The following is a 25,301-nucleotide window of genomic DNA, read 5'->3' as shown; positions in this document are numbered from 1 at the left end:
TAAGGCAGCCTCTCATCCGCACTCTCGGATCCTTGGGCCCTGAAATGCCGTACTTCCACTGCGGAGTGTAGTCCGCAGTAAAACGGGGTGATCCAGCGTCATATTCAGGGCCGGGCTACCATGACAGCAGTGTCCAAGGAGAAGAATGAAGCCCGTTGATTCTCGACTTATGAAATTCGCGCCCACGGCGCGCCGTTACGTTGCCTTGCTCGGCGGAGTTGGTTTTCTGGAAACAGCCCTCGTGCTTGCGCAATGCTTCTTTATTGCCGCCTCCGTTGCGCCGGTGGCAGACGGCGATCTCACCTTCCGTGACATCGGCTGGCCGGTATTCGGGGTCGCGGCTGCCTTCACCGCTCGCAGTGTTCTTATCTATATCCGCGAGTCCTACGGCCATCGCGCCGCGCTGCGCACCATCGCTAATCTGCGCGCCCGGGTACTACGCCGGGCTGGTGACCTGGGCGACCGCTGGCTCGCCTCCGGTAACACCTCCACCACGGTTACCCTGGTGACCTCCGGACTGGATGATTTGGAACCCTATTTCGTCAAATTCCTCCCCCAGCTCATCCTCACCTGCACGGTTACGCCTTTCGCACTCGTTGTTATCCTTTTCCTCGATTGGGTGAGCGCTATCGCCATCGTGGCCTGTATTCCACTCATCCCCATTTTCATGATCCTTATCGGGCGCATGACCCAGGCATTTTCCAATGAACGCCTCGCCTCCATGCAGCGCCTGGGCCAGCAGCTCCTTGACCTTTTGGGTGGTCTGAGCACTCTCAAAGCACTCGGGCGCGAAGAAGGCCCGGCCCGGCGCGTCAAGCACCTCGGGGATGACTACGCCAAGAAAACACTCCAAACTCTTTACATCGCTTTCCTCTCCGGCGCGGTGCTGGAATTCCTCGCCACGCTATCCACCGCTCTCGTTGCGGTGGAGGTAGGCCTGCGCATGGTGGCCGGAAATGTCTCCCTTTTCACCGGGCTGACGATTATCATGCTCACCCCGGAAGTCTTCAAACCGCTGCGGGAAGTAGGTACCCAATTCCATGCTTCCTCCAATGGAGTAGCGGCTTCTGCTCAGGTCTTTGACCTGCTTGAGCAGCCCCTCCTGGTGGAAGATGGCACGGTTGAGTGCCCCGATCTGGCCAATTCCCCTATCACGATCCGTGATCTCTCGGTTCTTGCGCCCGGCCGTGATACCATCGCGCCCGCGCAGCTGAACGCGGATATTCTTCCCGGGCACGTGACGGCTTTACGGGGTGCCTCCGGTTCCGGAAAAACAACAACGGCAAATGTTCTCCTCCGCTTCATTGCCCCCGATAGCGGAACCGTACATATCGGCACCACCCCGCTCGAAAGTATCCGCCAAGAAAGCTTGTGGCAGCAGGTGTCCTGGGTTTCCCAGCGCCCGGTAATCGTGCCGGGAACCGTAGCGGAAAATATTGGGGTGACTCCGGGCCCAGCGCTGGAACGCGCCGCGGCCCTCGCCGGTTTTGACGAGGTCATCGCCGAACTTCCGGAAGGGTGGAATACCTTTATCGGGCAGGGCGGCGTCGGTCTTTCCGTGGGCCAGCGCCAGCGCCTTGCCCTCACTCGTGCCCTGGTATCTGAGCGCCCCCTCGTGCTTCTCGACGAGCCTTCCGCCCACCTGGATGCTCGCAGCGAACGGCGCGTCGTCGAATCAGTTGCGCATCTACGTGCGCAGGGACGCACCGTTATCGTTATCGCTCACCGCACCGCGCTTCTCGACCTTGCCGATGCGGTTATTGATGTTGTATCGACGACGGCGCAACCGGCTGCCACATCTCCCGGCACCGCACGGCCGGTCCCAGAGCCGGCCGCCGCGCAAATGCAAGCCACTGCACCACCGTTCCCCACCGTGCCCGCTAACTCCCAGACAACCGAGGTGACCAAGTGAGTACTTTCCCTCAAGATGAACGCCGTGCTCTCCTCCGTGCCTTGCGGCTCCTACGCGTGGACAAGGGCGGATTCTGGGGTTCCGTTGCGGCGGGTGCCGCCGGACTCAGCAGCTCGGTGGCCCTGGCGGCCGTTTCCGCCTGGCTCATTACCCGAGCTTCCCAAATGCCCCCGGTCCTCGCCCTCGGCGTGGCTACCACCTCGGTGCGTTTCTTTGGGGTGTCTAAAGCTCTGCTGCGCTACGTCAACCGAATTTTCTCGCACCGGGTTACTCTCTACGGAATGTCCAATCTGCGTACCGCTGTCTACGCGACGCTGGCCGATTCCCCTACCGACGTGGTCACCTCGGTGCGTCGCGGTGACCTGCTTGCCCGCACCGGCCGGGATGTTGATTCGGTCGGTGACGTCGTCGTCAAAGCGGTCCAACCCGGAGCGGTTGCCGGTATTGTCTGCCTCGTCTCCTGCCTCATCGTGGGGATTCTGTGCCCACCCATCGGCCTGCTGCTGGCCGGCTGTCTCCTTATCTCCGGAATCCTCGCTCCCTACCTGGCCATGCGAGGGGGTCGCATCGCAGAAGAAGCGCAGGTGCGTGACGAAACAGAGATTTCCGCAACCGCGCTGACCATGCTCGATTCGGCCGCTGAGCTGCGGGTAGCCGGGCGGGTGGACGCCATGGAGGAGGTTCAGGAAGCCACCGAACAGCGGATCTTCCGGCACCGCGATGCCGCGGCCCGCCCCCAGGCTCTCGCTATCGCCCTGGATACCCTCGCCATGGGTATCGCCGTGGTGGGTGCGATTCTTATCGGAAGCCGGGCTCTGGACGCCGGCACCCTTTCCGCCACCGCGTTGGCGGTCTGCGTCCTCACCCCGCTCGCCGCTTTCGAAGCCACCCAGGGCCTAGGAGAGGCAGCGATCCAACTGGTACGTTCCGCCAAGGCTGCCCAGCGTATCCTCGAGCTCCTCGACCGGGCCCAGCGCAGCGAAGAACCGGAAGCCCCGGCACCCACGCACGAACACGGCCTGCATGCCACGGACCTCATTATCGGGTGGCCGGGCGGGCCGGACGTGGCCGGACCTTTCGAGCTCCACGTAGAACGTGGCTCCTCCATCGCCATCGTGGGACATTCGGGAATCGGGAAATCTACCCTGCTCTATACTTTGGCGGGAATGCTGCGCCCGCATGCCGGCTCGGTCCGCCTGGACGGGCACGAAGTCTCCACTCTGGATCGGCGCACGGTCTCCCACACCCTCACCCTCACCGCGGAGGACGCTCACGTTTTTGAAACCACCGTGCTGGAGAACCTCCGGGTGGCGCGCCCCTCGGTCACCGAAAGAGAAGCCGTGGAGCTGCTGGTGCGCGCTGGCCTGGGAACCTGGCTCACCCAGCTCCCGCGCGGGGTTCATACTCTGCTAGGAGAGGATGCCGCCACGATCTCGGGTGGAGAACGACGGCGCCTGCTGCTTGCCCGGGCGCTAGCCTCCGATGCGGAATTCCTGCTCCTGGATGAACCCGGTGAGCACCTCGACCCGGAAACCGCCGATGAGCTTATCCGCGATTTGCTTCGGGCCGGTAAGAATAACGCCGATCCGCGTACTATTATCTTGGTGACGCACCGGCTCACGCCCCTTGATGCCGCCGACGAGGTTATTGTTATAACCCGTGAGGAAGGTGGTATCGCCCACGTGAGCGCGCGCGGCACTCACAAGGAGCTCACCGAAAGGCTCGCCTCGTACGCATGGGCGGCGAAACAGGAATAAGGATGCTGGATACCACAACGGTTATTTTCAATGCGCTCGCCTTGACCGCGCGCCTGGATCGCACCCAGGTGCTCGAGAATCTGGCCGGCGCCGGATTGAAATTAACCGGAGCGTCCAGCGCCGCCGTTCTCATGTTCAATTCGGCGGAAAAAGTGACAAGTATAGTCACCCTGGGCCAGCCGCTACCCGCGACTGCCAGCCTCACACCCACCAGCCTGGATCGCGACCTCGAATCCCTCGGCAATGAAGATACCATCATGTGGGATCGTGCTGAGGCGGTTAGTGCCGTACATGATGCGAGCGGTATCACCCCGGAACCTGCGGCTGGAAGCATTCCCCTTACCGCTGCCAGCCACCGGGATGGACTCTACGGCCCGGGTATCACGAATTTTCTCACCTCGCGCCTCATGACCGGGAATCGGGTGCTCGCCCGAGTCATCTTCTTTAACAAGCCCGGATCTTTTAGCGAAGCAGATATTAACCTCATTGCACTGTTGGCGCGCGCCGCTACTATTGCCGTTGAAAATGCGCGCCTGTACGAGGAATCGAATTCCCGTGCGCAATGGCTTTCCGCCTCGCGGCGTATCACTATCGCCCTGCTGCAAGGAAGCGATGAAGAGGAAGCCCTCCAGCTCATCGCCACCGAAATGCGGCGGGTAGCGGATGCCGATCTGGCTCTTATTATCCTTCCCTCGGTGGCTGATACCTGGGCCTGCGAATTTGTGGCGGGCGAGGTCGGGCAGGACCTGGTGGGCACCACCTTCGGGCGGGATTCCCGAGCGCGGGCGGTGGCCCAAAGCGGGCTCGGGCGCATTATTGATACAAGCACCGCGCCACCTTCCCCCGATAATCCGCTCAACCGTTTCGGCCCACTTCTTTACGCGCCGATGGCCGGCGGGGATACCGCGCGCGGTGTTATTATTCTGGCCCGGCTGCGCGGGCGCGCGGAATTCGACATGGTTGATTTAACGATGGCGGAAAGCGTGGCGAATCAGGCAGCCCTCGCCTTGGAGCTGGCTGATGCGCGCTACGTACAAGCCCAATCGGCACAGTTGGAAGAACGCTCCCGCATTTCGCGCGATCTGCACGATTTCGCGATCCAGCAGCTCTTCGCTTCCGGGATGCGCCTGTCTGCGTTGCGTGATGATCTCGCCACCGAGGATGCGGTGGCCGATAATGTGCTCGATACCCTCGATAACGCCATCGAATCTATTGACGAATCCGTGGCGCAGATCCGCCAGATTATTTACTCGCTGCGCGGTCCGGATACCTCGGTTCCGGTGGTCTCACGCCTACGCCGCGAGGTGAGCTCCGTGACGGCACAGCTCGGTTTCACCCCGAGCCTGCGTATTAGCGTGCGCGGCGAAGATATTGATAGCGGCACCCACACCGAGATTGATGATGCCATCGGTTCGGATATTAGCGACGACGTGATCGCCGTGGTGCGCGAATGCCTCTCCAATGCGGTGCGCCACGCCCACGCCCATACCATCACCGTCACGGTTACCGTTACCGACCGTGATATTAGTGTGGAAGTTGCCGATGATGGCGTAGGCATTGGCGAATTGAGCCGGCGTTCAGGGCTATCTAATCTGGCCGCCCGAGCCCGGCGCCACCACGGTACCTTCTCCATTGCCCCGGGCAGCGAGAGCGGTACAGTAGTGCGCTGGCGGGCCCTCATCGACGCCTAAGCAGCTAACCCGAGTGACCGGGCCAAAGGCTCAATAGCTCAACAGGTAACACACCGGAGCTTCAGCCGATCAACAGCCCAATCCCCAGCAACAAGCACAGCTACTGGTTACGCCACCCGGTGGCACGCTGGCCGGCAACCCATGCGGCAACCTGGGTACGCCGCTGCAAGCCCATCTTGGAGAGCAGCGAGGTGATGTGGTTCTTCACCGTTTTTTCCGCCACCCCGAGCTGCTCGCCGATTTCCCGGTTGGATAGCCCATCCCCGATCAGCTCAAGAACATTACGTTCCGAGGGGGTGAGATCCGCGGTGGGATCATCATGATCGGCGCGCCGCCGTGAGACCGTGCGTTCGTCGAGAAGAACGCGCCCTTCGGCCACGGCCTTGATATTGTCCGAAATCTCCGCCCCGCGCACCGACTTCAAGAGGTACGCTTTCGCGCCGGCGTTGAGGGATTCAGAGAGGGCGTCGTCGTCATCAAAAGAGGTGAGGACGATGCACTTGGTATCCGGGCTGACCTCCTGGAACTGATTAATAATATCGATTCCGGTGCCGTCCGGGAGCCGCAGGTCTACCAGCGCAACATCGGGGAGCACCAGGCCGCCGCGCCGTACCGCTTCTTCTACGCATCCGGCTTCGGCAACCACCTCGAGGCCCTCCGAACGGTCAACCACCTCAATGATTCCCCGCCGTACCACTTCATGATCATCAATAATCATGACGCGAATATTTTGTGCCACGCGCCGGCCCTCCTTTGTTTGCATCGCCATCATCGGTCAATAATCCGCCCTTATTCTACCCAATTGGAGCGACTTGACATACCGGGCACAGCGTGGTGGAACGCCCGCCGAGGATAATTTTCTGCAAGGGAGTTCCGCAGCGCTCGCAGGGCTGCCCAGCCCGCCCGTAGGCCTGCAAAGACCTCTCAAAATAGCCGCTCTCGCCGTTGACATGCACGTACAGGCGATCAAAAGATGTGCCGCCGGCGGCCAGCGCAGCTTGGAGTACCTCCCGCCCGGCGTGCAGCAGCTCCCGCGCCGCGCGGTTCGTGAGCGCCGTGGCTTCGGGGTGAATACGAGCCCGGTAAAGCATTTCATCGGCATAAATATTTCCGATTCCGGAGACGATATTCTGGTCGAGGAGCACGCGTTTCATCGCGCGCCGGGTGGTGCCGAGAATTTCGAGTAGTGCGGTTTCGTCCAGGTAAGGATCGAGCAGGTCGCGGGCAATATGCGCCACGGGCGCGGGTACGACGGCGCGCTTGGACCCCGCACCGCCCGGCTGGCCATCAGCGGTGGCCTGGAAAGCGACCGGCGCCAGGTAGCCGAAAGTACGCTGGTCCACGAAGTCGAGGACACGGCCGTTATCAAGCGCGAAGCGGGCCCGCAGATGGCGGCGTTTGCCGCCGAAGTTGTCACTGCCGCCGGCCCGTTCTTCTCCGCCGGCACCTTCGCTCCCGCTCGGTTCATCTATCCGGAACTGCCCGGACATGCCCAGGTGGGCGAGGAGGGCCAGATCCTCCCCCATATCGCACCAGAGGAATTTCCCGCGCCGTACCACTGCCCGCACGGTGCGCCCCACCACCGGGGCGAGGCCCCGCGGGGCCCGGCGGATCACGCGGGTACCGAAAGCCTGTGCGGTGAGGATGCGCCGGCCCATCAGGTGTTCAGCGAGTCCGCGTCGGATTGATTCAACTTCGGGAAGTTCGGGCACGCCAACCTACTGAGCCGCGCTGGCCGTGGCAGGTGCACCCGCTCCAGAGGCTGCGCCGTCGTTCCCGCCTACTCCATTGTTCCCAGTGTTCGCAGCTGCCGGCTGTACCTCACCCTTCTCGATCAGATCGGCGAGAATCCGGTAGGAGGCTTCGGCGGCGGCATGGCGCGCATTCTTCTGTGAGCTTCCTTCGCCGCTCCCCCATTCGCGCCCGGCCATGGAGGCCACCGCGGTGAATACTCGCGCGTGGTCGGGACCGGTGGAGCTCAACTCGAACTCTATGGTGCCTTCCCAGCCCAGGCCGTGCGCAAGCTCTTCGAAACTCGTTTGCCAGTCGAGGTTGGGGCCCAGCACCGAGGCGTCCTTGATCTTGGAATCGAGGAGCCGGTCCACGATCTCGCGGGTGGGTTCCATTCCGTGTTCCAGATAAGTTGCGGCAATCAGGGCTTCCACCGTATCGGAGAGGATGGAATCCTTGTTACGCCCACCCGAGCGGTCCTCACCGCGCCCCAGGCGCAGGGAATCACCCAGGTTGATCCGCCGCGCCACATCGGCCAAGGCTTTCTCAGAAACCGCATAGGTTTTCATCTGCGACATATCGCCTTCGGAAGCATCGGGGTATTCCCGAAATACTTTCTCCGCGATGATGAGACCCAGGATGGAATCGCCTAGGAATTCCAGGCGTTCGTTATGGGGTTCGTCGTGTTCGAAAGCGAAACTGCGATGCGTGAGGGCGCGGCGCAGCAAGGGCCGGGGCAGGTCGATTCCCCACTGTTCCACTAATTCACGATAGGCCATGCTTACTCCTGTGCCCGCAGCTGGGCTTCCAGCGCGTCCAGGGCGTCCGAGTGCAGGGCGGGTGCCTCGTGATGGTGCCCCGCAGGCAAATCTTCCAGGCGCTCCCCGCATCCGGCGCACAGGCCCTGGCAGGTGGGTGAACACAGGGGTTGGAAGGGCAGGTTGAGCACAATGGCATCGCGGAGCACCGGTTCCAGATCCACGTGGTCATCTTCAATGACGGGGTGTTCTTCTGCGTCCTCATCCCCTTCGGCAATGAGTTCGGCACGCCGCTGCGGGTAGTAGGCCAGATCGGATACTTCCTGGGTGCGTTCTTCGTGGATATCGCGCAGGCAGCGTGAGCACTGGCCCTCCACGGTGAAATGCACCTGCCCGCCAATATAGACGCCTTCGGATACCGAGGTGAGGTTAAGATCCACGTCAAGTTCGGATCCGGTTGGGACGGCCATGAGCTCGATACCCATATCCGCGGGCGCCGCGAAGCTTTCCCGCACCGGCATAAGGGAGCCGTCGCTACGCGGTAAATCGTGCAGCGAGACAACAAAAGGACTACGAAGGTCCACTATTCCTCCTCGGAATGATCAAAAACAGCGTCGGTGGTTTCTTGGCGGCTGGCAAGGACTTCCCGGCCCGCGTAAATCTGGGCAAGGGCCGCATCCATTTTTTCGTGCGCGGCCCGCACGGCCTCTTCAAGCGCAGCCGCGACCCCGTTCACCTGGCCTTCCAAATTAGCGAGGGTGGAATCGGAGTAGTGGTTGGCACCTTCGCGCAGCCGTTCGGCCTTCTGCTTGGCTTCGTCCTCGATCCGCGCGGCGGTGGAGCGCGCCGCAATGGTGATGGCGTCATTGGAGACGAGCCGGCTGGCCTGGGCGCGTGCTTCCGCCACAATATTTTCTGCATCCTGGCGGGCCGAGGCAATAATGCTCGCGGCTTCCTGGCGCCCGGAGGCGCGCACCGAATCAATATCGGCCAGCACGTCGTCGGCGCGAAGCACCTGATCGGGCACCGCATCGCGGGCCAACTGGAGCAGGTCGCGCACCTCGGACTGGTTGATCATCACCGAGGCGGACATAGGGATGGAACGTGCATTATCCACCAGGGCGAGGAGCTCATCGAGGATCTCCACCACCGATTCCCCGCGCGTATCGTGAGTCATTGCATCTCCTCTTCCAAAGCCCGCGCCACCCGCGCGGGAACGAAACTCCGCACGTCACCTTTGTGCCGTGCCACATCTTTAACCAGCGAGGAGGCAATATGGCCTTTCGCCGGATCCCCCACCAGGAACACCGTTTCGATTCCCGATATTTCCCGGTTCATGAGCGCCATGGGGTATTCCGCATCCAGATCCACCGCGGAGCGCAATCCTTTGACGATGGCATCCGCCCTGATATCTCGGCAAAAATCCACCAGCAGCCCGCCGAAATCCTCCACCCGCACATTGGTCATGTGGCGCACTTCTTCGCGAATGAACTCCACGCGTTGCCGCGGTGAAAAAAGCGGATTTTTCGAAGAGTTATGCGCGACCAGAATAACAACCTCGTCAAAGAGGGAAGCGGCGCGGGCAAAAACGTCGAGATGTCCAAACGTGACGGGATCGAAGGACCCGGGGCAGACTGCAAGCGTCATAGTTATAGCCTAATCTTTCCTGAGGCGCTCGGCCTAGTCGACGCGCGATTACAGCGTGCTCTCGCTGCGCTGCGCCGTCCACAACGTCGCGGTTCCGTACCGGCGCGAATCATCCAGTTCCCATCCTTGCGGCCAGCTGGGTTCCGGTGAGGAGCTATCGCGTTCCACAACGACGACGGCGTCCGCGGCTACATGCGGGGTGAGGCCGTCGAGCACTTTCGTAATCTGTTCTTCGGTGTAGCGATAGGGCGGGTCCACGAAGACGACGTCGAAACGATAATTAGGTTCCTGGGAGAGGTACTTTTCCGCTTTCATCCGCACCACGGCCACATCGAGGTGGGCGCGGGCGGCGTTGTCGCGAATAATGCTGACCGCAGGCCCTTCTGATTCCACCAGAACGACGGCGCGTGCCCCGCGGCTTTTCGCTTCCAAGCCCAGGGCACCGGAACCGGCAAAAAGATCGAGCACTTCGCCATCGACGATAAAACCGCGGTGGTCCAGCCGGGAAAATACTGCTTCACGCGCTTTTTCCGAGGTGGGGCGCGTTCCCGAACTCGGCACCCGCAGAATATGCCCCTTGGCGGTTCCGGCAACAATACGTGTCATTGCTTATCCCCTTTCCAGGTAGGTGGCTCGCTCGGTATCCAATGCGTCCGCGGCGCGCTCCAATTCCGCGCTCACCGCACCGCGTTCCACGAGGTCGGTGGCAACGGCGCGCGCGGTAGCGATAATATCAGCGTCGCGCACCGCGGAGAGGAAACGCAGGTGGGAGGTGGTTCCCGCCTGCCGAGTCCCCAGCACATCTCCTTCGGAACGCAGCTCTACATCTTTCTCCGCCAGAGCGAAGCCATCCGTGGTGGCGGCGAAAGCCGCGAGGCGCTCGGCGGCCAGGCTCCCTTCCGGGGCTCCACTAACCGCGAGGCACAGTCCCGCTTTGCTGCCGCGCCCGATGCGTCCGCGCAACTGGTGCAGCTGGGAAAGCCCGAAACGTTCAGCATTCATAATGATCATCATGGTGGCTTCCGGAACATCCACCCCCACTTCGATAACGGTGGTGGAGACGAGCACCGGGACCCGCCCGGCCGCGAAATCTGCCATAGCGGCATCTTTTTCAGCCGCGCTCAACCGCCCGTGCATCTCTCCCACCGCGATTCCCGCGAATTGTGGAAGGGCGCGCAGGCGTTCAGCCAGGTCAGTTACCGTGGCCAGCGTATGTTCCGCGCCCGAATCCTGCGCGGGCGGGCTTGCGTCGTCGTCCTCATTAATACGGGGAGCGAGCACGTATACACGCCCGCCACCCGCTATTTCTTCCCGGGCCCGCCACCACATGCGCGCGATCCAGCTCGCGCGGTTTTCCGGAACGACGACGGTACCCACGCCGGCGCGCCCACCGGGCAGTTCACGCAAGGTAGACACGGCCATATCTCCGAAAACCGTCATGGCGACGGTGCGCGGGATAGGGGTGGCGGTCATCACGAGGGTGTGCACGCCACGCGCGAGGCTATCGCGCTGATCCACCCCGAAGCGGTGCTGTTCATCCACCACCGCCAGACCGAGGAAAGGAATCTGGACGGTATCCGAGAGCAGCGCGTGGGTACCGATAATAATGCCGGCTTCTCCCGAGGCGATCCGGGCCAGGGTAGCGCGACGTTCGGTGGCGGTGAGTGAACCGGTGAGGAGCTCCACCCGGGTGGATTGTTCGGCAGCACCCAGCATCCCGCCCGCGCCCAGATCCCCGAGCAGGTCGCGCACGCTGCGGGCGTGCTGGGCGGCCAGCACTTCGGTGGGGGCCAGGAGTGCGGCCTGGCCTCCCCCGTCGACCACCTGGAGCATGGCGCGCAGGGCCACCACGGTTTTCCCGCTCCCCACGTCTCCTTGGAGGAGGCGCTGCATCGGGGTGGTGCCCGCCAGATCGGCGGCGATTTCTTCGCCGACCGCGCGCTGCCCGGCGGTGAGTTCAAAGGGCAGGCGGGCATCGAAAGCATCCAGAAGGCCTCCGCTCCGCGGCGGGTAAGCGCTGGTGGGATGCGCGGCGCGAGCGGCGCGGCGCCGGGCGAGGACGGTGTGGAGCACGAGGGCTTCTTCGTGACGGAAGGGTAGCTGGGCGAGCGCTGCGCTGATGGGCTCCTCCGGGCGGTGGGCACGGCGCAGAGCCTCAAGCCGGGTGGGCAGACCGTGGGCGTGCCGGTAGCCGGCGGGGAGCAGATCGGGAACATCCACGCTGGTCAGCCCGGTAAGAACAGTGCTGACCGCCCGCTCGATTTTCCAGGAGGGCAGCGCGGCGCTGGCGTGATAGATGGGGATAGGGCGGCGTAAACGTTCCACGTCAACACTCCCCTCGTCTTCTACCAGGTCGTAATCGGGGTGGGTGAGTTGCAGCGTGCCGCGATAAGAACTCACCGTTCCGGAGAATGCCGCGACCGTGCCGGGTTGCAGGCGCCGTTCGTGGTAGGCCAGCACCCGCTGTGACTTCGCGAAAAAGGTGAGGTTGAGTTCGCGGGCGCCGTCGGTCATAAGAACGGAAAGAATAAAGCCGTGCCGCGCGCGCATAGGCCGTAGTTCCGCCCCCACCACCCGGCCGATCACGGTGACGTCCTCACCTTCGCGCACCTGTTCAATGGGCAGGAGTTCACCGCGCCGGGCGTAACGGAAGGGGAGGTGGTAGAGCAGCTCGCCCACGGTGTGCAGCCCGAGCCGCGCGAAAGAGGTGGCGCTGCGTTTGCCGAGAGCGCGCTCAAGTGGCACACTCAGCGCGGTCCATCCGTCTGATACCACGGCAGGGGTACCGCCTCGGGTACGTGCCGCCGCCTGCGCACTGTCCATACCGTTCACATTACCGTTACCGCTCTGCAATATTTGTAACGACGACGACGCCCCCCCGCCACACGTGCCCTACGCCACGGAGGGAACCTTTGGCAAGCAAGCAGCTTACCGCTATACTAGTGGAGTTGTAATTTTCCTATGCGCTCAGGTGTATCTACCGAACAGCGGCAGGTGCGCGAGCGGATCCATGATCAACCGAAGGAGAACACCGTGGCTTCTGTTTGTGACGTCTGCGGCAAGCACCCGGGCTTCGGGAAGAGCGTCTCGCACTCGCACGTGCGTACAAGCCGCCGCTGGAACCCGAATATTCAGCGTGTTCGCGCGCTTGTGAAGGGCGCCCCCAAGCGCCTCAACGTGTGCACCTCGTGCCTCAAGGCCGGCAAGGTGCAGCGCGCCGCCTAAGTACTGTGGCTTCGCTGAGTTCTGGCTCGCTCCCGTGAGTTAGCTGGGACCAGTATAGGAAGGCCGCACATCTCATTGAGCGATGTGCGGCCTTCCCTTTTAACTAGTCAGGTGACTTTGACGGATACTACTTAGAAAAATCAACAACCATGCGGCCTTCGATCTTGCCGGCCAGCATTTCGTCGATCATATCGTTGATGTCATCGAGCGGACGGGTCGCCACAATCGGCTTGACGAGGCCCTGGGCTCCGAAGTCAAAGGCTTCGGCCAGATCCTGGCGGGTACCCACAAGGGAGCCCACCACCTTGATGCCATCCAGAACGGTGCGGTGAATATTCAGGTCAATGGTGCCCTTGGGAAGTCCCACGCACACCACGGTCCCGGCGGCCTTCATGGCGTCCACCGCCTGGCCGAAAGCAACCTGCGATACCGCGGTGACCACCGCGATATCCACGCCACCCACTTCCTTCTGGATCCATTCCCCGGAGTTAATATCCGAGGAATTCACAACAAGGTCAGCCCCGACCTTCTTTGCCGATTCCAGCTTCTCATCGTTGATATCAACTGCAACCACGCGGGCGCGGAACACATTCTTGGCGTACTGGATCGCCAGGTTGCCCAGCCCACCCGCACCGTAAATCGCCACCCACTGGCCCGGGCGAATATTGCCATTCTTGAGAGCCTTGTAGGTGGTCACGCCCGCGCAAGTAATGGACGAAGCTTCGGCCGGATCCAGCCCTTCGGGAACCTTGACTGCGTAATCTGCCACGACGATGCACTTCTCAGCCATACCGCCATCAACGCTGTAGCCGGCGTTTTCCACGTTCCGGCACAGGGTTTCATCACCGGTTACGCAGTATTCGCAATGACCACAGCCGCGGAAGAACCAGGCAACCGAGACGCGATCTCCCACCTTGAGCGAGGTGACATCTTCACCAATTTGTTCCACAACGCCCACACCCTCGTGGCCGATAATGCGGCCGGGCACGTCGCCGAAATCGCCGAGCGCCACGTGGATATCCGTATGGCACAGGCCGCAGTATTCGATATCGACGAGTGCTTCGTTGGCTTTGATAGGCCGTAGTTCGACGTCCTTAATGTCAACGTAGCCGTCCGAGGGTTCTCGAACTGTCGCTGCTCGCATTTTCTCCTCCTATTTCAGCGGGAGCATCTTTACTCCCAGTTAAAGCGGTGCGGGTCCTCGCACCACTTCCTATTTTTGCGAGCTACGGCATAATATTCCAGGGGAGAACGTCCTTATTTCGCGCAAAAAATAAGTTTAGTCATTTATATATACACGTTCAATTATTTAGGCGTGCCGAAAATGATCCCAGCCGCTCCCCCGCGTCCAAGTACGCCCGTCCACGGTCACTAACCCACCGGGATGCGCGGCTTCCACTGCCCCGATAAGACTAAAGCCCTCGGGTAGATGCGGAATGCGGGCACCCCAGGCCCGTTCCGGGCTCACGTCCATGGTGGCGAGAAAACCGTGGTCTTCCCCGCCGGTGAGCACGCAGCCATAGGCCCATTCAAGCGGATCTGAACGCCCGAGGTGCCGCGCCACATCAAGAAGATCATGGGCGTGGCGGCTGAGCGTTTCAGAGTGGATATCAATATGCACGCCGGAGGCAGCGGCTATACGTTGAGCATCCCGGATGAGGCCATCGGAAACATCCATCAGTGCCCCGCGCATTCCGGCGCGCACGGCGCTGAGCACCTCGGTGACGGGCGGGCGCGGGCGCAGAAAATCCTGTATGAGAAGGGTGGCGGCATCCGGGAAAGCGCTTCGTTCCGGGGCGAAACCCCGGTTGAGTAGTTCTAAGCCGGCCGCTGCCCGCCCGAGATTTCCGCAGTGAAGCAGCGGTTGGCCGGGAGCTGCCGCCGAACGTTGCAGCGGGGTGCGCCCTTCTAGATCACCCAGAATGGTCGCGCTAATCGCCATATGGCTCCCGCTCACGAGGTCTCCGCCGTCGACCCCACACCCGAGCGGGCCGCAACATTCGGCAAGGCCGCGCGCGAGATCCGTTACCCAGGCCACCGGAACATCCCCCGGCAACTCCATGGCAACAACGAGAGAACGTGGCCGCGCCCCCATCGCGACGGCGTCGGCGATATTTTGGGCGGCAACCCGCCATCCGACATCGCGCCCGCTGGACCAGTCGCGCCGAAAATGCACGCCTTCGACGAGCATATCGGTGGAGACCGTGACCTGGCCGTCACTCAAGCTAAGCACCGCACTATCATCCCCGCTGGGAACGATTGTTGTTTCTCCGCGAGGGAGTAGCGGTACGATGTGCGCGAGGAGCTCAGCTTCGCTCAGATCCCGTACCAGTGGCCCGGGGCCCTGTACCGCGCCGCCTCCGGAACCGGCACTCGGCCGCTGCGGTTCGGAACTTCCCACCATTTAGCGCAGCCCAACCCCGCGGGCGAGGGCGAGGTCAATAAGTTCGGAAATGAGATCGCGATAGCTCAGCCCCGTTTTCTCCCACAGGATGGGGTACATGGACACGGCGGTGAACCCGGGAATTGTATTGTGTTCGTTGACGTACATCTCCCCGGTGGCGGTGTAGAAGAAGTCCACGCGCGTCATGCCTTCGCATTCGAAGACTTCGAAAACGCGCCGCGCCAGGCTCCGCATTTTCTCCGCGTCCGCATCCGGAAGCGCCGCGGGAATCTCCATATGGAACCCCTCGGTTGCCACGTATTTCGTGGCGTAGTCATACCATTGCACGTCCAAAACGATTTCCCCGAGCACGGAGGCCCGTGGCACGGCCCCGTCACGCCCGCCGAGCACGGCGCACTCGATTTCACGGCCCGGGATTCCTGTTTCCACAATAACTTTAGGGTCGACGGCGCGCGCTGTGGCAATGGCGGCATCGAGCTGTGAAAGCTCAGCCACTCGCGTTATCCCCAACGAAGAGCCGGCACGAGCTGGTTTGACGTAAACGGGAAGTTGTAAACGTTCAGCAACGTCCGCGCGCACCCCATCGGGATCGGCTTTCCAGCGCTGCGGTTCCACGAGCACGTAGGGAGCAACCGGAAGCCCGGCTGATTCCAGCACCAGTTTCATATAGTGCTTATCCATAGCCGCAGCGGAGGCGAAAACTCCGCAGCCCACGTAGGGAATACCCATCATTTCGAAAGTTCCCTGGATGGTGCCATCCTCACCAAAGGGGCCGTGGAGCAGCGGGAAGGCGACGTCGATAGCACCGAGACTGCGTGAGCTACCATCCTCCCCGCGCACCACAAAACCGCCTCCGGGGCCGAAATCCGCTAGCACGCGCTCCCCGCGATACCGCACCTCCGCGCCGGCTGCCACCTCCTCCGTGCTCATGGGAACCCAGATTCCTTCGGAGGTAATTCCGATAGGGATAACGGTGTAGCGCTCCGGGTCAATGGCTCCCAGAACGGAAGCTGCGGTCAGGCAAGAGACGGAGTGTTCTCCGGACACACCCCCGTAGATGAGGGCGACGTGATGTGTGGCCACGAATGGACACCTTTCTACTCAGTGCTGTACCCAGGGTAGTACGCCAGGCCGCGCGGCAAGGTGACAAACCCGGGCGCGGCCTACTACAGTAAACATATGACACAGAACACAGCGAAGTTATTTGTCCTGCTAGCGGGCAGTGCCGCCCTCGCGCTGGCCGGTTGTTCCGCGCCCGGAAAAGGTGCCGCAGCTAGCGATGCTTCCACCGCCCCCGCCACCCCGACTGCCTCAGCTTCGGCTCCGGCGGTGAGCCAGTCGCCCAGCCTCACGCCCAAGGATGCGCAAGCCTCCCTCAAAGGTTTTATTGAAGGTGACTCACAGTCCCCGAACTATCCCAAGCTCACCGAAAACTCCGCGGTTCCTACCGCGGTTCGGGTGGCCGGCCACGAAGGTTGGGATCGCGTGGTCGTGGAATACGATAGCGACGCCGATCTGGAATGGTTCAGTTTCTTCGGTGATGAAGCCATTCAGGACGGTTCCGGGCGCCCCCTGGATATTCCGGGCAAGCGTTTCCTCACCCTGAGCATTTCCGGGGTGACCTACCCAGAAGATCCCTCTCAGGCGGCGGACCTCTCCGTTCCAAACCTCGGGGGCGCGAAAGTGGTTCAGGGTGTTCATGTAGAACATGCTTTTGAAGGCATGCACCAGGTCCATATCGGGCTGGATAAGGACCGTCCCTACCGGGTTCAGGTACTGGAGAGCCCCAAACGGGTCGTTATTGACGTTGCCAATAACTAATACCTTTGAATAGGTAAAACTAAGGAACGGCCTGGGAGTTATGTACTACCAGGCCGTGCTTATTTAACGGTGCGCCGCGGCTCCCTTAGTCATCCAGGGGCGTGACATCCGCGCCCAGGGCCTGGAGTTTATCCAGGAACTTTTCGTATCCGCGATCGATAATATCCACCCCGGATACCCGGGATTCCCCTTCGGCTGCCAGCGCGGCAATGAGGTGGGAGAATCCCCCACGCAGATCAGGAACCACAATATCGGTGGCCCGCAGCGGGGTAGGCCCTTGGATGACAGCCGAGTGGTAGAAGTTACGCTGCCCGAAACGGCATTCGTGCCCGCCCAAGCATTCGCGGTAGGTCTGGATATTGGCACCCATATCCCGCAGCGCTTCGGTGAAGCCGAAACGGTTTTCGTAGACGGTTTCGTGGACGATGGACATACCTTCGGCCTGGGTAAGCGCGACGACGAGCGGCTGCTGCCAGTCGGTCATAAAACCGGGGTGCACATCCGTTTCAAAAGATACGGATTGTAGCGCGCCGCCCGGGTGCCAGAAGCGGATGCCGTGGTCGCGCACATCGAATTTTCCGCCGACTTTCCGGAAAAGATTGAGGAAGGAAGTCATCGACTGCTGTTCGGCCCCGCGTACGAAAATATCCCCGCCGGTGGCTAGGGCAGCCGCAGCCCAGGAGCCTGCTTCGATGCGGTCAGGTAGGGAAGTATGGGAGTAACCAACCAGTTCATCCACGCCTTCCACGCGGATAACGCGATCAGTATCCACCGAAATAATCGCACCCATTTTCTGGAGTACCGCTATGAGATCCATGATCTCGGGTTCCACCGCGGCATTGGACAGCTCCGTCACGCCCTCCGCCATCACCGCGGTAAGAAGGGTTTGTTCGGTGGCCCCTACCGAGGGATAGGGCAGGCGCACCGGCTTGGCCCGCAAGCCCTTGGGTGCCACCAAGTGCATTCCTGCTTCTTCTTGGACGCGCTTGGCACCGAATTCTTCCAGGACACGCAGATGGAAGTCCACCGGGCGCGAGCCGATATGGCACCCGCCCAGGTCCGGAATATACGCCTCGCCCAGGCGGTGCAGCAGCGGGCCCGCAAAAAGAATGGGGATACGTGAGGAACCGGCCAGGGCATTCACTTCGTGCGGATCGTGGGGTAGGTGAATATCACCGGGGGTGATTTCCACGGTTCCGGCTTCCGGCTGGTAATTGACCGCCACGCCGTGCAGGCCGAGCAGCTCCGAGACCACGGTAACGTCACGGATTTGCGGCACATTGCGCAGCACGGATGTTTCTTTGGTGAGCAGGGAAGCAACCATGGATTTCGACACAAAATTCTTTGCGCCGCGCACAGTAATCTCACCGCTCAGGGGGACTCCTCCGCGAACCACAAGTTGGGACACCATACTCTCCGCCTTTCTCGCGTGTCACAGGTACCCAGCCAGCATACCGGCCCGCGGCCAGTTTCCGGAGTTATGAGGATATCCGGGTGGCGTTATGCCTGCGAATCGGGGTCCAGGCGCGCCGAACGTACTGGCACCTCGGGAAGGTGCCGCTGCGGCAGGGTACGCGGAGTAAAACCCGGCTGATGGGCTTCGTATTCCTCAATGAGGGAGATATCACGCAAAGTCAGGGCAATATCATCCAGGCCTTCCATGAGACGCCAGCGGGTATACGGATCGATCTCAAAGGGGAAGGTGGTATCCGCGCAGCGCACCTCACCGGCCTCCAGGTCAACGGTCAGCTCCCGGCCCGGCTTTTCTTCCAAAAGTTCCCACAGCCTCGTGGCGGCGTCGTCGCTAATTTTCCCCGCAACCAGGCCCTGTTTTCCCATATTGCCGCGGAAAATATCACCGAACCTCGGGCTGAGAACAGCGCGGAAACCGTAATCACGCAGCGCCCACACGGCGTGTTCACGTGAAGAACCGGTACCGAAATCCCGCCCGGCAACCAGAATTGAACCGGCCGTGTACGGGACTTGGTTGAGAATAAAAGCGGGGTCTTTGCGCCGTTCGTGGAAGAGTGCGTCCTCGTAACCGCTTTTGGTGATGCGTTTGAGGTAGCGAGCGGGCAGGATCTGATCGGTATCCACCTCGGTTTCGCGCAAGGGAACTCCGATACCGGTGTGCTGGGTGAAAATTTCCACGGGTCTGTTCTTTCTACATTCTACGAGCGGGCGGCGCGGCCCACGGCCGGTACAGCGCGGACTGCGGCCGGTAGGGTACCCGCACCCGCGACCGGGGCGAGATCCGCAGGATGGGAAATATGGCCGGTGACCGCGGTGGCGGCGGCCACCAGCGGGGAAACGAGGTGGGTGCGCCCGCCCGGGCCCTGCCGACCGCGGAAATTACGATTTGACGTCGAGGCGCAGCGCTCGCCAAATGTGAGCTGGTCGGGGTTCATCCCCAGGCACATGGAACAGCCTGCATTGCGCCACTCGGCACCGAAAGCCCGGAAAACTTCATCCAGTCCTTCGGCTTCTGCTTGGAGGCGCACCCGCGCCGAAGCCGGCACGATCATGACACGCAGGTCTTTGGCTTTGTGGCGCCCGCGCCACACCGCGGCCACCGAGCGCAGATCTTCAATACGTCCGTTCGTGCACGAACCGATAAAGACGGTATCCACGTGAATATCACGCATGGGCGTGCCCGGCCGCAGATCCATATATGCGAGGGCTTCACGCGCGGCTTGGCGCTCTTTTTCTTCCGGCAGTGTTTCCGGATAAGGAACGACGCCGGACAGCGGCACCCCTTGTCCAGGATTCGTGCCCCAGGTGACAATGGGCTCAATTTCAGAGGCTTCAAGAACAACTTCGGTATCGAAAAGCGCGTCAGGATCGGTGTAGAGAGTGGACCAGTATGTTACCGCGGCATCCCAGGCATCCTCCCGCGGGGCGTGCGGGCGCCCGCGCACATAATCCACCGTGGTGGCGTCCGGGGCTACCAGCCCGGCGCGCGCCCCAGCCTCAATGGACATATTGCAGATCGTCATACGTGCTTCCATGGACAGTGCCCGGATTGCCTCCCCGCGGTATTCGATAATGTGCCCGGACGCTCCGTTAGTTCCGATCTTGGCGATAACAGCGAGGATGATGTCCTTCGCCGTTGTTCCTTCCCGCAGGGTGCCGTTGACGGTAATGGCCATATTTTTGAAACGCTGGAGGGGCAGGGTTTGGGTGGCGAGGACGTGTTCAACTTCCGAGGTGCCAATACCAATCCCGATGGAGCCGAAAGCACCGTGGGTCGAGGTATGAGAGTCCCCGCACACAATCGTCATACCCGGTTGGGTCAGGCCCAGCTGCGGGCCAACCGCGTGGACAATTCCCTGATCCGCGTGTCCTAGCGAATAAATGGGGATCCCGAACTCCGCGACGTTAGCGCGCAGCGCTTCCACCTGTTTGCGCGAAGTGGTATTCGCGATGGGACGATCAATGTCAATGGTGGGAACGTTGTGGTCCTCCGTGGCAACGGTGCGGTCCGGGCAGCGCACCGGCCGCCCTTCCAGGCGCAATCCGTCAAAGGCCTGCGGGCTGGTTACTTCGTGGATGAGATGCAGATCAATGTAGAGAAGGTCGGGCGTTCCTTCCTCGCCACGCCGCACCAGATGGGCATCCCAGATCTTATCCGCGAGTGTGCGCCCCATCCCGGCCCTCCCCTCCTCCCCGGGTATCTTCCCGGGTTCTTCTTGCTGTTACTTTTCTGCTTTTCTACTTTTCCAACGGTGATCGGTTGTGGTGGTCCGCGGACCACTGTACCGAACCTCGTCCACATGGCAAGATAAAAGTCTCATAATATGGACATTACGCTGCTGTAACGCGGCGGCTCCGGAGTCTCGAAGTGGTCCGGGGAAGTTTTAGCAATGCACACAGAAGCCACGGCACTGCGCGCGGCACCACAGTGTGGACATTTGCATCTCACTTATTGAGATGAGAAAATTTCGGTATGGTTGATTCTCCTCACGCTCAGCCTGCGCCCGCCCCAGAGGGAAGTGGTGTGGGCGTTCTCGATAAGGCTGCGGCCGTGCTCGATGCTCTCGAGGCGGGCCCGCAAACATTAGCGCAACTGGTGACCGCTACCCATTTAGCACGGCCGACGGCGCATCGCCTGGCCGTCGCACTGGAATACCACCGTTTCGTTTCCCGCGATAACGAAGGGCGTTTTTCTTTAGGGCCGCGCCTGGGTGAACTCTCCTCCGCCACCGGTGAAGACAGACTCATCGCCGCGGCGAATCCCGTGCTTATCGCGCTGCGTGACCATACCGGGGAATCTTCTCAGCTCTACCGCCGCCAGGGCGACCAGCGCATTTGCGTGGCGAATGCCGAACGAACCATGGGTCTGCGCGATTCCATCCCGGTGGGCGCTTCCCTCTCGATGAAGGCAGGCTCGGCAGCGCAGGTGTTACTCGCATGGGAGGAGCCCGATCAATTGCATCGCGGTTTGCAGGGCGCTTCCTTTACGGCCACGAATCTTTCCGCGGTGCGTCGGCGTGGTTGGGCGCAAAGCGTGGGTGAACGCGAAGCCGGTGTGGCTTCTATCTCCGCACCGGTACGCGGGCCGAGCGGCCGGGTTATTGCAGCGGTATCCATTTCTGGGCCGCTGGAGCGGATGGGCCGCCAGCCCGGGCGGGTACATTCGGCAGCGGTGGTGGCCGCCGCCGGGCGCCTCACCGACGTTCTTCAAACAACCGAGGGCATTAGCGAGTAGTCGAGGACTACCACCCACTACTGTTCCGAATGGCCCGGTCATATTCTGCAAGAACCAAAGGAACCACCTCCTCCCAACCGTATCCGGGCGCCACGCTCGCATTATGGTGAGCCATGCGGGTGCGCAGCGCGGTATCTTCTACCAGGCGGGCCAACTGCGCGATCATATCCGCATCTGTTTCTGCCAGGAGTGCCGAGCGCCCGTCCTCAAGGAAATCATCAGCTCCGGTACCGGCCGGAGAAATAATGGGCAGCCCGGCCGCTCGCGCTTCCAGGGTGGCAATCCCGAAGGCCTCGCGGCGTGAACTGGTGAGATAAATATCCGCGTGCCGGTAGGCATCCATGAGTCCGGCCCGATCCGTGCGGCCGGGAAGATGAAGCCAGCTTCCCCCGGGACCCGGGTTCCCGCGCGAACGCCCGCGCCGTTCCAATTGGGAGCGTAGCGGGCCATCCCCGTAAATGGTGAGGTGGATATCCCGCCCGGTAAGCTGGCGTGCCCCGGCCACGCAGTCAATGAGGGCAGCATTGCGTTTACGCGGAGCCAGGCGCCGTGCGGCCACAACCTCCACGGGCAAACCCGGCTGATCCTCCAGGCCTGGAACCCCGCCAGCACCAGCTACCCCGAGAGTACGTGAGGCAGCCGAAGTACCCCGATGCCCGAGGCGATAGGCAGCAACCGTGCGCCACTCCCCCAGATCCACACCGTTGGGAATAACTTTTACGTCACCACCCACCGCCCGGTGTACCTGCCCGGCCACCCACGTGGATACCGCGTTATGGACGACACCGCGCGCGGTAACCCAGCGCAGCGGGGCAAGTAGCTTTTCCACCGGATCCAATACGCAGTGCCAGGTCACAGTAGTGGGGATACCTTCCACCGCGGCGATGCGCATGGCCGCCCAGGCAAAAGGCGAAACCACCCCCGCTTGAATATGCACCACATCCGCACCGCGCATGGAAGCACGCAACTGGGCACCGTGCCCCGGGGATACCGGGAGATGACCGAAGAGTGCTGAAGTAATGCGCTGGACGGGAATACCCGCCACAATATCCCGATCCGCTGGGATCCCGGGATCCGGAGGGGTATCGCGCGGGGTGGCGGTGATAACCAGCACCCGGTGGCCGGCATCCCGCAAGGCTAGGGCAAGATCACGGGTTTGAGCTTCGATCCCGCCCAGGCGCGGGAGGAAGCAATCCGAGACAAGCGCTATGCGCATAAGCCCTCACTTTCTTACGGAAGATACCCCACGAAGGAGTTCCATTGATGGAGCATCCCACCCGCGGCGGGTAGGTGCGCCGTCGTTCTTTTTCCTAGCGTCAGCTTAGCGCCCGCATCTGACAGAAAAAGCACCCGGAACGGAATGCTCTTTGCCTGGGCGCGCCCGGGCCTTAAACTAAAGCATGGCTATTCTTCCTATCTACATCACCGGCGATCCCGTTCTGCATCGGCCGGCTGAGCCCATTACGGAATTTAACGAGGAACTGGCACAGTTGGTCGAAGATATGTATGAGACCACGGTGGCGGCTCCCGGGGTGGGGCTGGCCGGGCCGCAGGTCGGTATTGGCAAACAGATTTTTGTGTGGGTCTATGCCGATCAGGATGAGGCTCCCGAGCGCGGCGTCGCTATTAATCCCACGCTGTTTATTGAACCTGTGAATCCGGATGAAGAGCCTTTCGAAGAAGGGTGCCTGTCCTTCCCCGGCGAACAGTATCCCCTGGCGCGCTCCCCGCGCGCTTTGCTACGGGCGCAAAACGAAAAGGGCGAGCATTACGAAATCGAGGCAACCGGGTGGTTCGCGCGCATTCTCCAGCATGAATATGACCACCTCACCGGCCATTTGTACGTGGATCGGCTCACGGGGCGCGAGGAAGCCGCAGCGAAACGTGCCAAGCGTGAGCACGGCTGGGGCAAAAAGGGGAATACCTGGCTGCCCGGGCGCGACAACCTCGAATACTAGCGCTTTCGATCCCGCGTAGCCGCCGCGCGGACTCCCATTCATTTTTTGTTCATATTTCGGTAACGTGAGATGGATATTTTTGGCGACATGATTGCATCCCATCCCAGCTCTTCGGCCCGCACCGTCGCGGTGTGCGCGGATGGGCTGGGGCGCAATCGTGCCCTGAATAACCTCATTATCGAGATGCTCGAACGCGGGCATGCCACCTGTGCCACCCTCCTAGTTGCTGCCCCCGCGGCGGATCACGCCCTGCGGGCTTTGGCGGCCGTCGGCATTGATCCGGGGCGGATTTTGCTGGGTTTCGCCATTAGCTCGCAGGGGCCCGGGGCTCCGTGGCGCGCCGTCGCCGCGCACGCCTCAAGTTTGACGGACCGCGGCGGCCGCTACTTATCCGCGGAAGAAAGCACCGGCCCCCCGCAACTCGTGCGTGCAGACATCCTCACGGAATTGGCCGCGCAATTCTCCTGGATGGAGGACCGTGGCTATCGCCCCGCGGGTATTGCTGGGCCGCGCTACGGTCGCGATTTTCGCGGGCGCGGCCTGGTTATTGATTGCGCCCTGGAGTTTTGCGGGCGCGTGGGGGTGCCGCTGCGTTACGCGCGCCGGGGTGATCCGCTCCTGGCCGCCTCGCGGTACCTGGCGGATCTGGGTGCAGGGGCCGGAGAAGGTTCGGCGCGGCACGCGAACTCCGGTACCGATGCGGATGTGGTAGCTGCGCACGCGCGGCGTGTGGAACGTGCGGATGCTCTTGGGGTACGGCTTCCGGACGACGTCGTTTTCTTCCCACCCGAGTTCCCCGCCGAAAGTTACGGGGAATTACGCCATGCCTACCTTTCGGCTTTGGAGGAATGCGTTGGTCCGGCAATCCAGGTGGTATTCACTCCGGCCCGCGAGGATAGCGGAGCCGGGCGCGGGGAATGGGAAACCCGGCTCATGCGCGATCCGTCATTCTTGCGGGCGGTAGCGCGGGCGCGGTGTGCCGATGTGCAAGGGATATCTACTGTGTCGGCTGGCAGTAAGGCCACATTGAAAGTTGTTGAAGGTAAGCTCGTGGCAGCGAGTGACACCAGATTTGACGATGATGTTATGCACAACGTGATTGATGATATGCGTAAATAACGCGCTCTTCGCGGGTAAGTAGATAGAAATGGTCGCTAACACCCGGACTTTTCCTTGCTACGCCAACAGAAAAGTCGGGCCGCCACGCATCGCAGGCGAATCGTGGGTAGAGGTGTCAAAGTGGGCATCTTGAACCGTATGGGCACACAGTGCGCATTCAGGACGGGGCTGCCGTTGCTGTGACTTTGATTTCGGACAAACGCGGCGACCTTCCCGCGAGAACCTCATGGATCTCACCAACTTCAATAGTCACACCAGCACCTGCAGGGGCGGTATGTGTTTTCAGAGCTGTACTGCACTTGTCGTACATGCGAAGTACATCCCGGAAAAACATACCCTCCTCGCCTGCGCGGCGGTCGGCTAGGCGGGACGGCGAGCCAAAGTGTGAGTCCGGGACATCGCCTCCCACAGGATGTGCGTAAGAGACACAAAACCGCCCCAAAACGGTGCTCTCCCGCACATTTTGTTTGCGGGACGCAGTTCACGGTAGTTCCGGGCCGGATCCAAGCCAACGACACGCCGTCATTAGACCCGCTTTTGTCTATTAACCCTGCATTCTCATCCTAGAGA

23 protein-coding genes are annotated in these 25,301 nt (G+C 61.7%); 8 read left to right on the top strand and 15 right to left on the bottom strand.

Annotation, left to right across the window (positions count from 1 at the left end; all coding sequences use genetic code 11):
• Window positions 1–145: 145 nt before the first annotated feature.
• Genes cydD through AC5RK6_RS07065 form a run of 3 tightly spaced genes read left to right on the top strand, consistent with a single transcriptional unit; the run spans window position 146 to window position 5,360 of the window.
• Complete coding sequence (gene cydD, locus AC5RK6_RS07075; protein ID WP_435730979.1) at window positions 146–1,912, top strand: thiol reductant ABC exporter subunit CydD; 1,767 nt, start codon at window positions 146–148, stop codon at window positions 1,910–1,912.
• Window positions 1,909–3,669 (top strand): thiol reductant ABC exporter subunit CydC, encoded by a 1,761-nt coding sequence (cydC, locus tag AC5RK6_RS07070; RefSeq protein ID WP_435730978.1) that lies wholly within the window; start codon window positions 1,909–1,911, stop codon window positions 3,667–3,669. The genes cydD and cydC overlap by 4 nt, the downstream gene beginning before the upstream one ends.
• Before the next feature lie 2 nt (window positions 3,670–3,671).
• A complete protein-coding gene (locus AC5RK6_RS07065) occupies window positions 3,672–5,360 on the top strand; it encodes a GAF domain-containing sensor histidine kinase (protein ID WP_435730977.1) in 1,689 nt (562 codons plus the stop codon).
• A gap of 100 nt (window positions 5,361–5,460) precedes the next feature.
• On the opposite strand, the gene AC5RK6_RS07060 is transcribed toward AC5RK6_RS07065, so the two are convergent.
• The 8 genes from AC5RK6_RS07060 to AC5RK6_RS07025 all read right to left on the bottom strand — a co-directional run bounded on the left by AC5RK6_RS07060 (window position 5,461) and on the right by AC5RK6_RS07025 (window position 12,319).
• The gene (locus AC5RK6_RS07060) at window positions 5,461–6,078 is read right to left on the bottom strand and encodes a response regulator (protein ID WP_039899046.1); all 618 of its coding nucleotides are present in this window, start codon (window positions 6,076–6,078) and stop codon (window positions 5,461–5,463) included.
• A 76-nt stretch (window positions 6,079–6,154) separates the two neighbouring features.
• A complete protein-coding gene (mutM, locus tag AC5RK6_RS07055) occupies window positions 6,155–7,072 on the bottom strand; it encodes a bifunctional DNA-formamidopyrimidine glycosylase/DNA-(apurinic or apyrimidinic site) lyase (protein ID WP_016442910.1) in 918 nt (305 codons plus the stop codon).
• Between the two features lie 6 nt (window positions 7,073–7,078).
• Window positions 7,079–7,870, bottom strand: coding sequence for a ribonuclease III (gene rnc, locus AC5RK6_RS07050; RefSeq protein ID WP_435730976.1), 792 nt, complete (start codon window positions 7,868–7,870; stop codon window positions 7,079–7,081).
• A 2-nt stretch (window positions 7,871–7,872) separates the two neighbouring features.
• On the bottom strand, window positions 7,873–8,433 hold the full coding sequence (locus AC5RK6_RS07045) for a YceD family protein (RefSeq protein WP_126134548.1): 561 nt from the start codon (window positions 8,431–8,433) through the stop codon (window positions 7,873–7,875).
• Window positions 8,433–9,026 (bottom strand): F0F1 ATP synthase subunit B family protein, encoded by a 594-nt coding sequence (locus AC5RK6_RS07040; RefSeq protein ID WP_016442913.1) that lies wholly within the window; start codon window positions 9,024–9,026, stop codon window positions 8,433–8,435. The genes AC5RK6_RS07045 and AC5RK6_RS07040 overlap by 1 nt, the downstream gene beginning before the upstream one ends.
• The gene (gene coaD / locus AC5RK6_RS07035) at window positions 9,023–9,496 is read right to left on the bottom strand and encodes a pantetheine-phosphate adenylyltransferase (RefSeq protein WP_126134549.1); all 474 of its coding nucleotides are present in this window, start codon (window positions 9,494–9,496) and stop codon (window positions 9,023–9,025) included. The genes AC5RK6_RS07040 and coaD overlap by 4 nt, the downstream gene beginning before the upstream one ends.
• A gap of 48 nt (window positions 9,497–9,544) precedes the next feature.
• Complete coding sequence (rsmD, locus tag AC5RK6_RS07030) at window positions 9,545–10,102, bottom strand: 16S rRNA (guanine(966)-N(2))-methyltransferase RsmD (protein WP_274778239.1); 558 nt, start codon at window positions 10,100–10,102, stop codon at window positions 9,545–9,547.
• Between the two features lie 3 nt (window positions 10,103–10,105).
• A complete protein-coding gene (locus tag AC5RK6_RS07025; protein WP_435730975.1) occupies window positions 10,106–12,319 on the bottom strand; it encodes an ATP-dependent DNA helicase RecG in 2,214 nt (737 codons plus the stop codon).
• A 210-nt stretch (window positions 12,320–12,529) separates the two neighbouring features.
• Here AC5RK6_RS07025 and rpmB point away from each other — a divergent pair, with 210 nt between their 5' ends.
• Complete coding sequence (gene rpmB / locus AC5RK6_RS07020) at window positions 12,530–12,721, top strand: 50S ribosomal protein L28 (RefSeq protein ID WP_016442917.1); 192 nt, start codon at window positions 12,530–12,532, stop codon at window positions 12,719–12,721.
• Window positions 12,722–12,848: 127 nt separating this feature from the next.
• On the opposite strand, the gene adhP is transcribed toward rpmB, so the two are convergent.
• From adhP to AC5RK6_RS07005, 3 genes are all read right to left on the bottom strand, one after another.
• A complete protein-coding gene (gene adhP, locus AC5RK6_RS07015; RefSeq protein WP_016442920.1) occupies window positions 12,849–13,865 on the bottom strand; it encodes an alcohol dehydrogenase AdhP in 1,017 nt (338 codons plus the stop codon).
• A gap of 165 nt (window positions 13,866–14,030) precedes the next feature.
• Window positions 14,031–15,125 (bottom strand): thiamine-phosphate kinase, encoded by a 1,095-nt coding sequence (thiL, locus tag AC5RK6_RS07010; RefSeq protein WP_435729551.1) that lies wholly within the window; start codon window positions 15,123–15,125, stop codon window positions 14,031–14,033.
• On the bottom strand, window positions 15,126–16,208 hold the full coding sequence (locus AC5RK6_RS07005) for a D-alanine--D-alanine ligase family protein (RefSeq protein WP_435729552.1): 1,083 nt from the start codon (window positions 16,206–16,208) through the stop codon (window positions 15,126–15,128). It lies immediately after the preceding gene.
• Window positions 16,209–16,304: 96 nt separating this feature from the next.
• Here AC5RK6_RS07005 and AC5RK6_RS07000 point away from each other — a divergent pair, with 96 nt between their 5' ends.
• Entirely contained in the window at window positions 16,305–16,946 is a 642-nt protein-coding gene (locus tag AC5RK6_RS07000) for an AMIN-like domain-containing (lipo)protein (protein WP_051107002.1), read from the top strand.
• Between the two features lie 85 nt (window positions 16,947–17,031).
• On the opposite strand, the gene murA is transcribed toward AC5RK6_RS07000, so the two are convergent.
• The 3 genes from murA to leuC form a co-directional block, all read right to left on the bottom strand.
• Window positions 17,032–18,357, bottom strand: a complete 1,326-nt coding sequence (murA, locus tag AC5RK6_RS06995; RefSeq protein ID WP_016442924.1) for a UDP-N-acetylglucosamine 1-carboxyvinyltransferase — start codon at window positions 18,355–18,357, stop codon at window positions 17,032–17,034.
• 89 nt (window positions 18,358–18,446) lie between these two features.
• Window positions 18,447–19,097 (bottom strand): 3-isopropylmalate dehydratase small subunit, encoded by a 651-nt coding sequence (gene leuD, locus AC5RK6_RS06990; RefSeq protein WP_435717995.1) that lies wholly within the window; start codon window positions 19,095–19,097, stop codon window positions 18,447–18,449.
• 20 nt (window positions 19,098–19,117) lie between these two features.
• On the bottom strand, window positions 19,118–20,593 hold the full coding sequence (leuC, locus tag AC5RK6_RS06985; RefSeq protein WP_435717996.1) for a 3-isopropylmalate dehydratase large subunit: 1,476 nt from the start codon (window positions 20,591–20,593) through the stop codon (window positions 19,118–19,120).
• Window positions 20,594–20,892: 299 nt separating this feature from the next.
• On the opposite strand from leuC, the gene AC5RK6_RS06980 reads away from it, so the two are divergent.
• Window positions 20,893–21,654 carry an IclR family transcriptional regulator gene (locus AC5RK6_RS06980; protein WP_051107003.1) on the top strand — a complete coding sequence of 254 codons (762 nt, stop codon included), beginning with the start codon at window positions 20,893–20,895 and terminating at the stop codon, window positions 21,652–21,654.
• Window positions 21,655–21,661: 7 nt separating this feature from the next.
• On the opposite strand, the gene AC5RK6_RS06975 is transcribed toward AC5RK6_RS06980, so the two are convergent.
• Window positions 21,662–22,870 carry a glycosyltransferase gene (locus AC5RK6_RS06975; protein WP_435729555.1) on the bottom strand — a complete coding sequence of 403 codons (1,209 nt, stop codon included), beginning with the start codon at window positions 22,868–22,870 and terminating at the stop codon, window positions 21,662–21,664.
• A 184-nt stretch (window positions 22,871–23,054) separates the two neighbouring features.
• Between AC5RK6_RS06975 and def the strand changes: the two genes are divergently transcribed.
• Both def and AC5RK6_RS06965 read left to right on the top strand, forming a co-directional pair.
• The gene (gene def / locus AC5RK6_RS06970) at window positions 23,055–23,612 is read left to right on the top strand and encodes a peptide deformylase (RefSeq protein ID WP_016442929.1); all 558 of its coding nucleotides are present in this window, start codon (window positions 23,055–23,057) and stop codon (window positions 23,610–23,612) included.
• Between the two features lie 69 nt (window positions 23,613–23,681).
• Window positions 23,682–24,731, top strand: a complete 1,050-nt coding sequence (locus AC5RK6_RS06965) for a ChbG/HpnK family deacetylase (protein ID WP_435730974.1) — start codon at window positions 23,682–23,684, stop codon at window positions 24,729–24,731.
• Window positions 24,732–25,301 lie beyond the last annotated feature (570 nt).

This window comes from Actinotignum sp. usb-actsch-213 (assembly GCF_059085665.1).
This window is presented reverse-complemented; position numbering and strand designations above follow the sequence as displayed.

Excerpts from the sequence above, each read along its gene's own strand:
- cydD (WP_435730979.1), top strand. The coding sequence starts at position 146 with ATGAAGCCCGTTGATTCTCGACTTATGAAATTCGCGCCCACGGCGCGC.
- AC5RK6_RS07065 (WP_435730977.1), top strand. The coding sequence starts at position 3,672 with ATGCTGGATACCACAACGGTTATTTTCAATGCGCTCGCCTTGACCGCG.
- AC5RK6_RS07060 (WP_039899046.1), bottom strand. The coding sequence starts at position 6,078 with ATGATTATTGATGATCATGAAGTGGTACGGCGGGGAATCATTGAGGTG.
- rnc (WP_435730976.1), bottom strand. The coding sequence starts at position 7,870 with ATGGCCTATCGTGAATTAGTGGAACAGTGGGGAATCGACCTGCCCCGG.
- AC5RK6_RS07040 (WP_016442913.1), bottom strand. The coding sequence starts at position 9,026 with ATGACTCACGATACGCGCGGGGAATCGGTGGTGGAGATCCTCGATGAG.
- coaD (WP_126134549.1), bottom strand. The coding sequence starts at position 9,496 with ATGACGCTTGCAGTCTGCCCCGGGTCCTTCGATCCCGTCACGTTTGGA.
- rsmD (WP_274778239.1), bottom strand. The coding sequence starts at position 10,102 with ATGACACGTATTGTTGCCGGAACCGCCAAGGGGCATATTCTGCGGGTG.
- AC5RK6_RS07025 (WP_435730975.1), bottom strand. The coding sequence starts at position 12,319 with ATGGACAGTGCGCAGGCGGCGGCACGTACCCGAGGCGGTACCCCTGCC.
- adhP (WP_016442920.1), bottom strand. The coding sequence starts at position 13,865 with ATGCGAGCAGCGACAGTTCGAGAACCCTCGGACGGCTACGTTGACATT.
- thiL (WP_435729551.1), bottom strand. The coding sequence starts at position 15,125 with ATGGTGGGAAGTTCCGAACCGCAGCGGCCGAGTGCCGGTTCCGGAGGC.
- AC5RK6_RS07000 (WP_051107002.1), top strand. The coding sequence starts at position 16,305 with ATGACACAGAACACAGCGAAGTTATTTGTCCTGCTAGCGGGCAGTGCC.
- murA (WP_016442924.1), bottom strand. The coding sequence starts at position 18,357 with ATGGTGTCCCAACTTGTGGTTCGCGGAGGAGTCCCCCTGAGCGGTGAG.
- leuC (WP_435717996.1), bottom strand. The coding sequence starts at position 20,593 with ATGGGGCGCACACTCGCGGATAAGATCTGGGATGCCCATCTGGTGCGG.
- AC5RK6_RS06980 (WP_051107003.1), top strand. The coding sequence starts at position 20,893 with ATGGTTGATTCTCCTCACGCTCAGCCTGCGCCCGCCCCAGAGGGAAGT.
- AC5RK6_RS06975 (WP_435729555.1), bottom strand. The coding sequence starts at position 22,870 with ATGCGCATAGCGCTTGTCTCGGATTGCTTCCTCCCGCGCCTGGGCGGG.
- def (WP_016442929.1), top strand. The coding sequence starts at position 23,055 with ATGGCTATTCTTCCTATCTACATCACCGGCGATCCCGTTCTGCATCGG.
- AC5RK6_RS06965 (WP_435730974.1), top strand. The coding sequence starts at position 23,682 with ATGGATATTTTTGGCGACATGATTGCATCCCATCCCAGCTCTTCGGCC.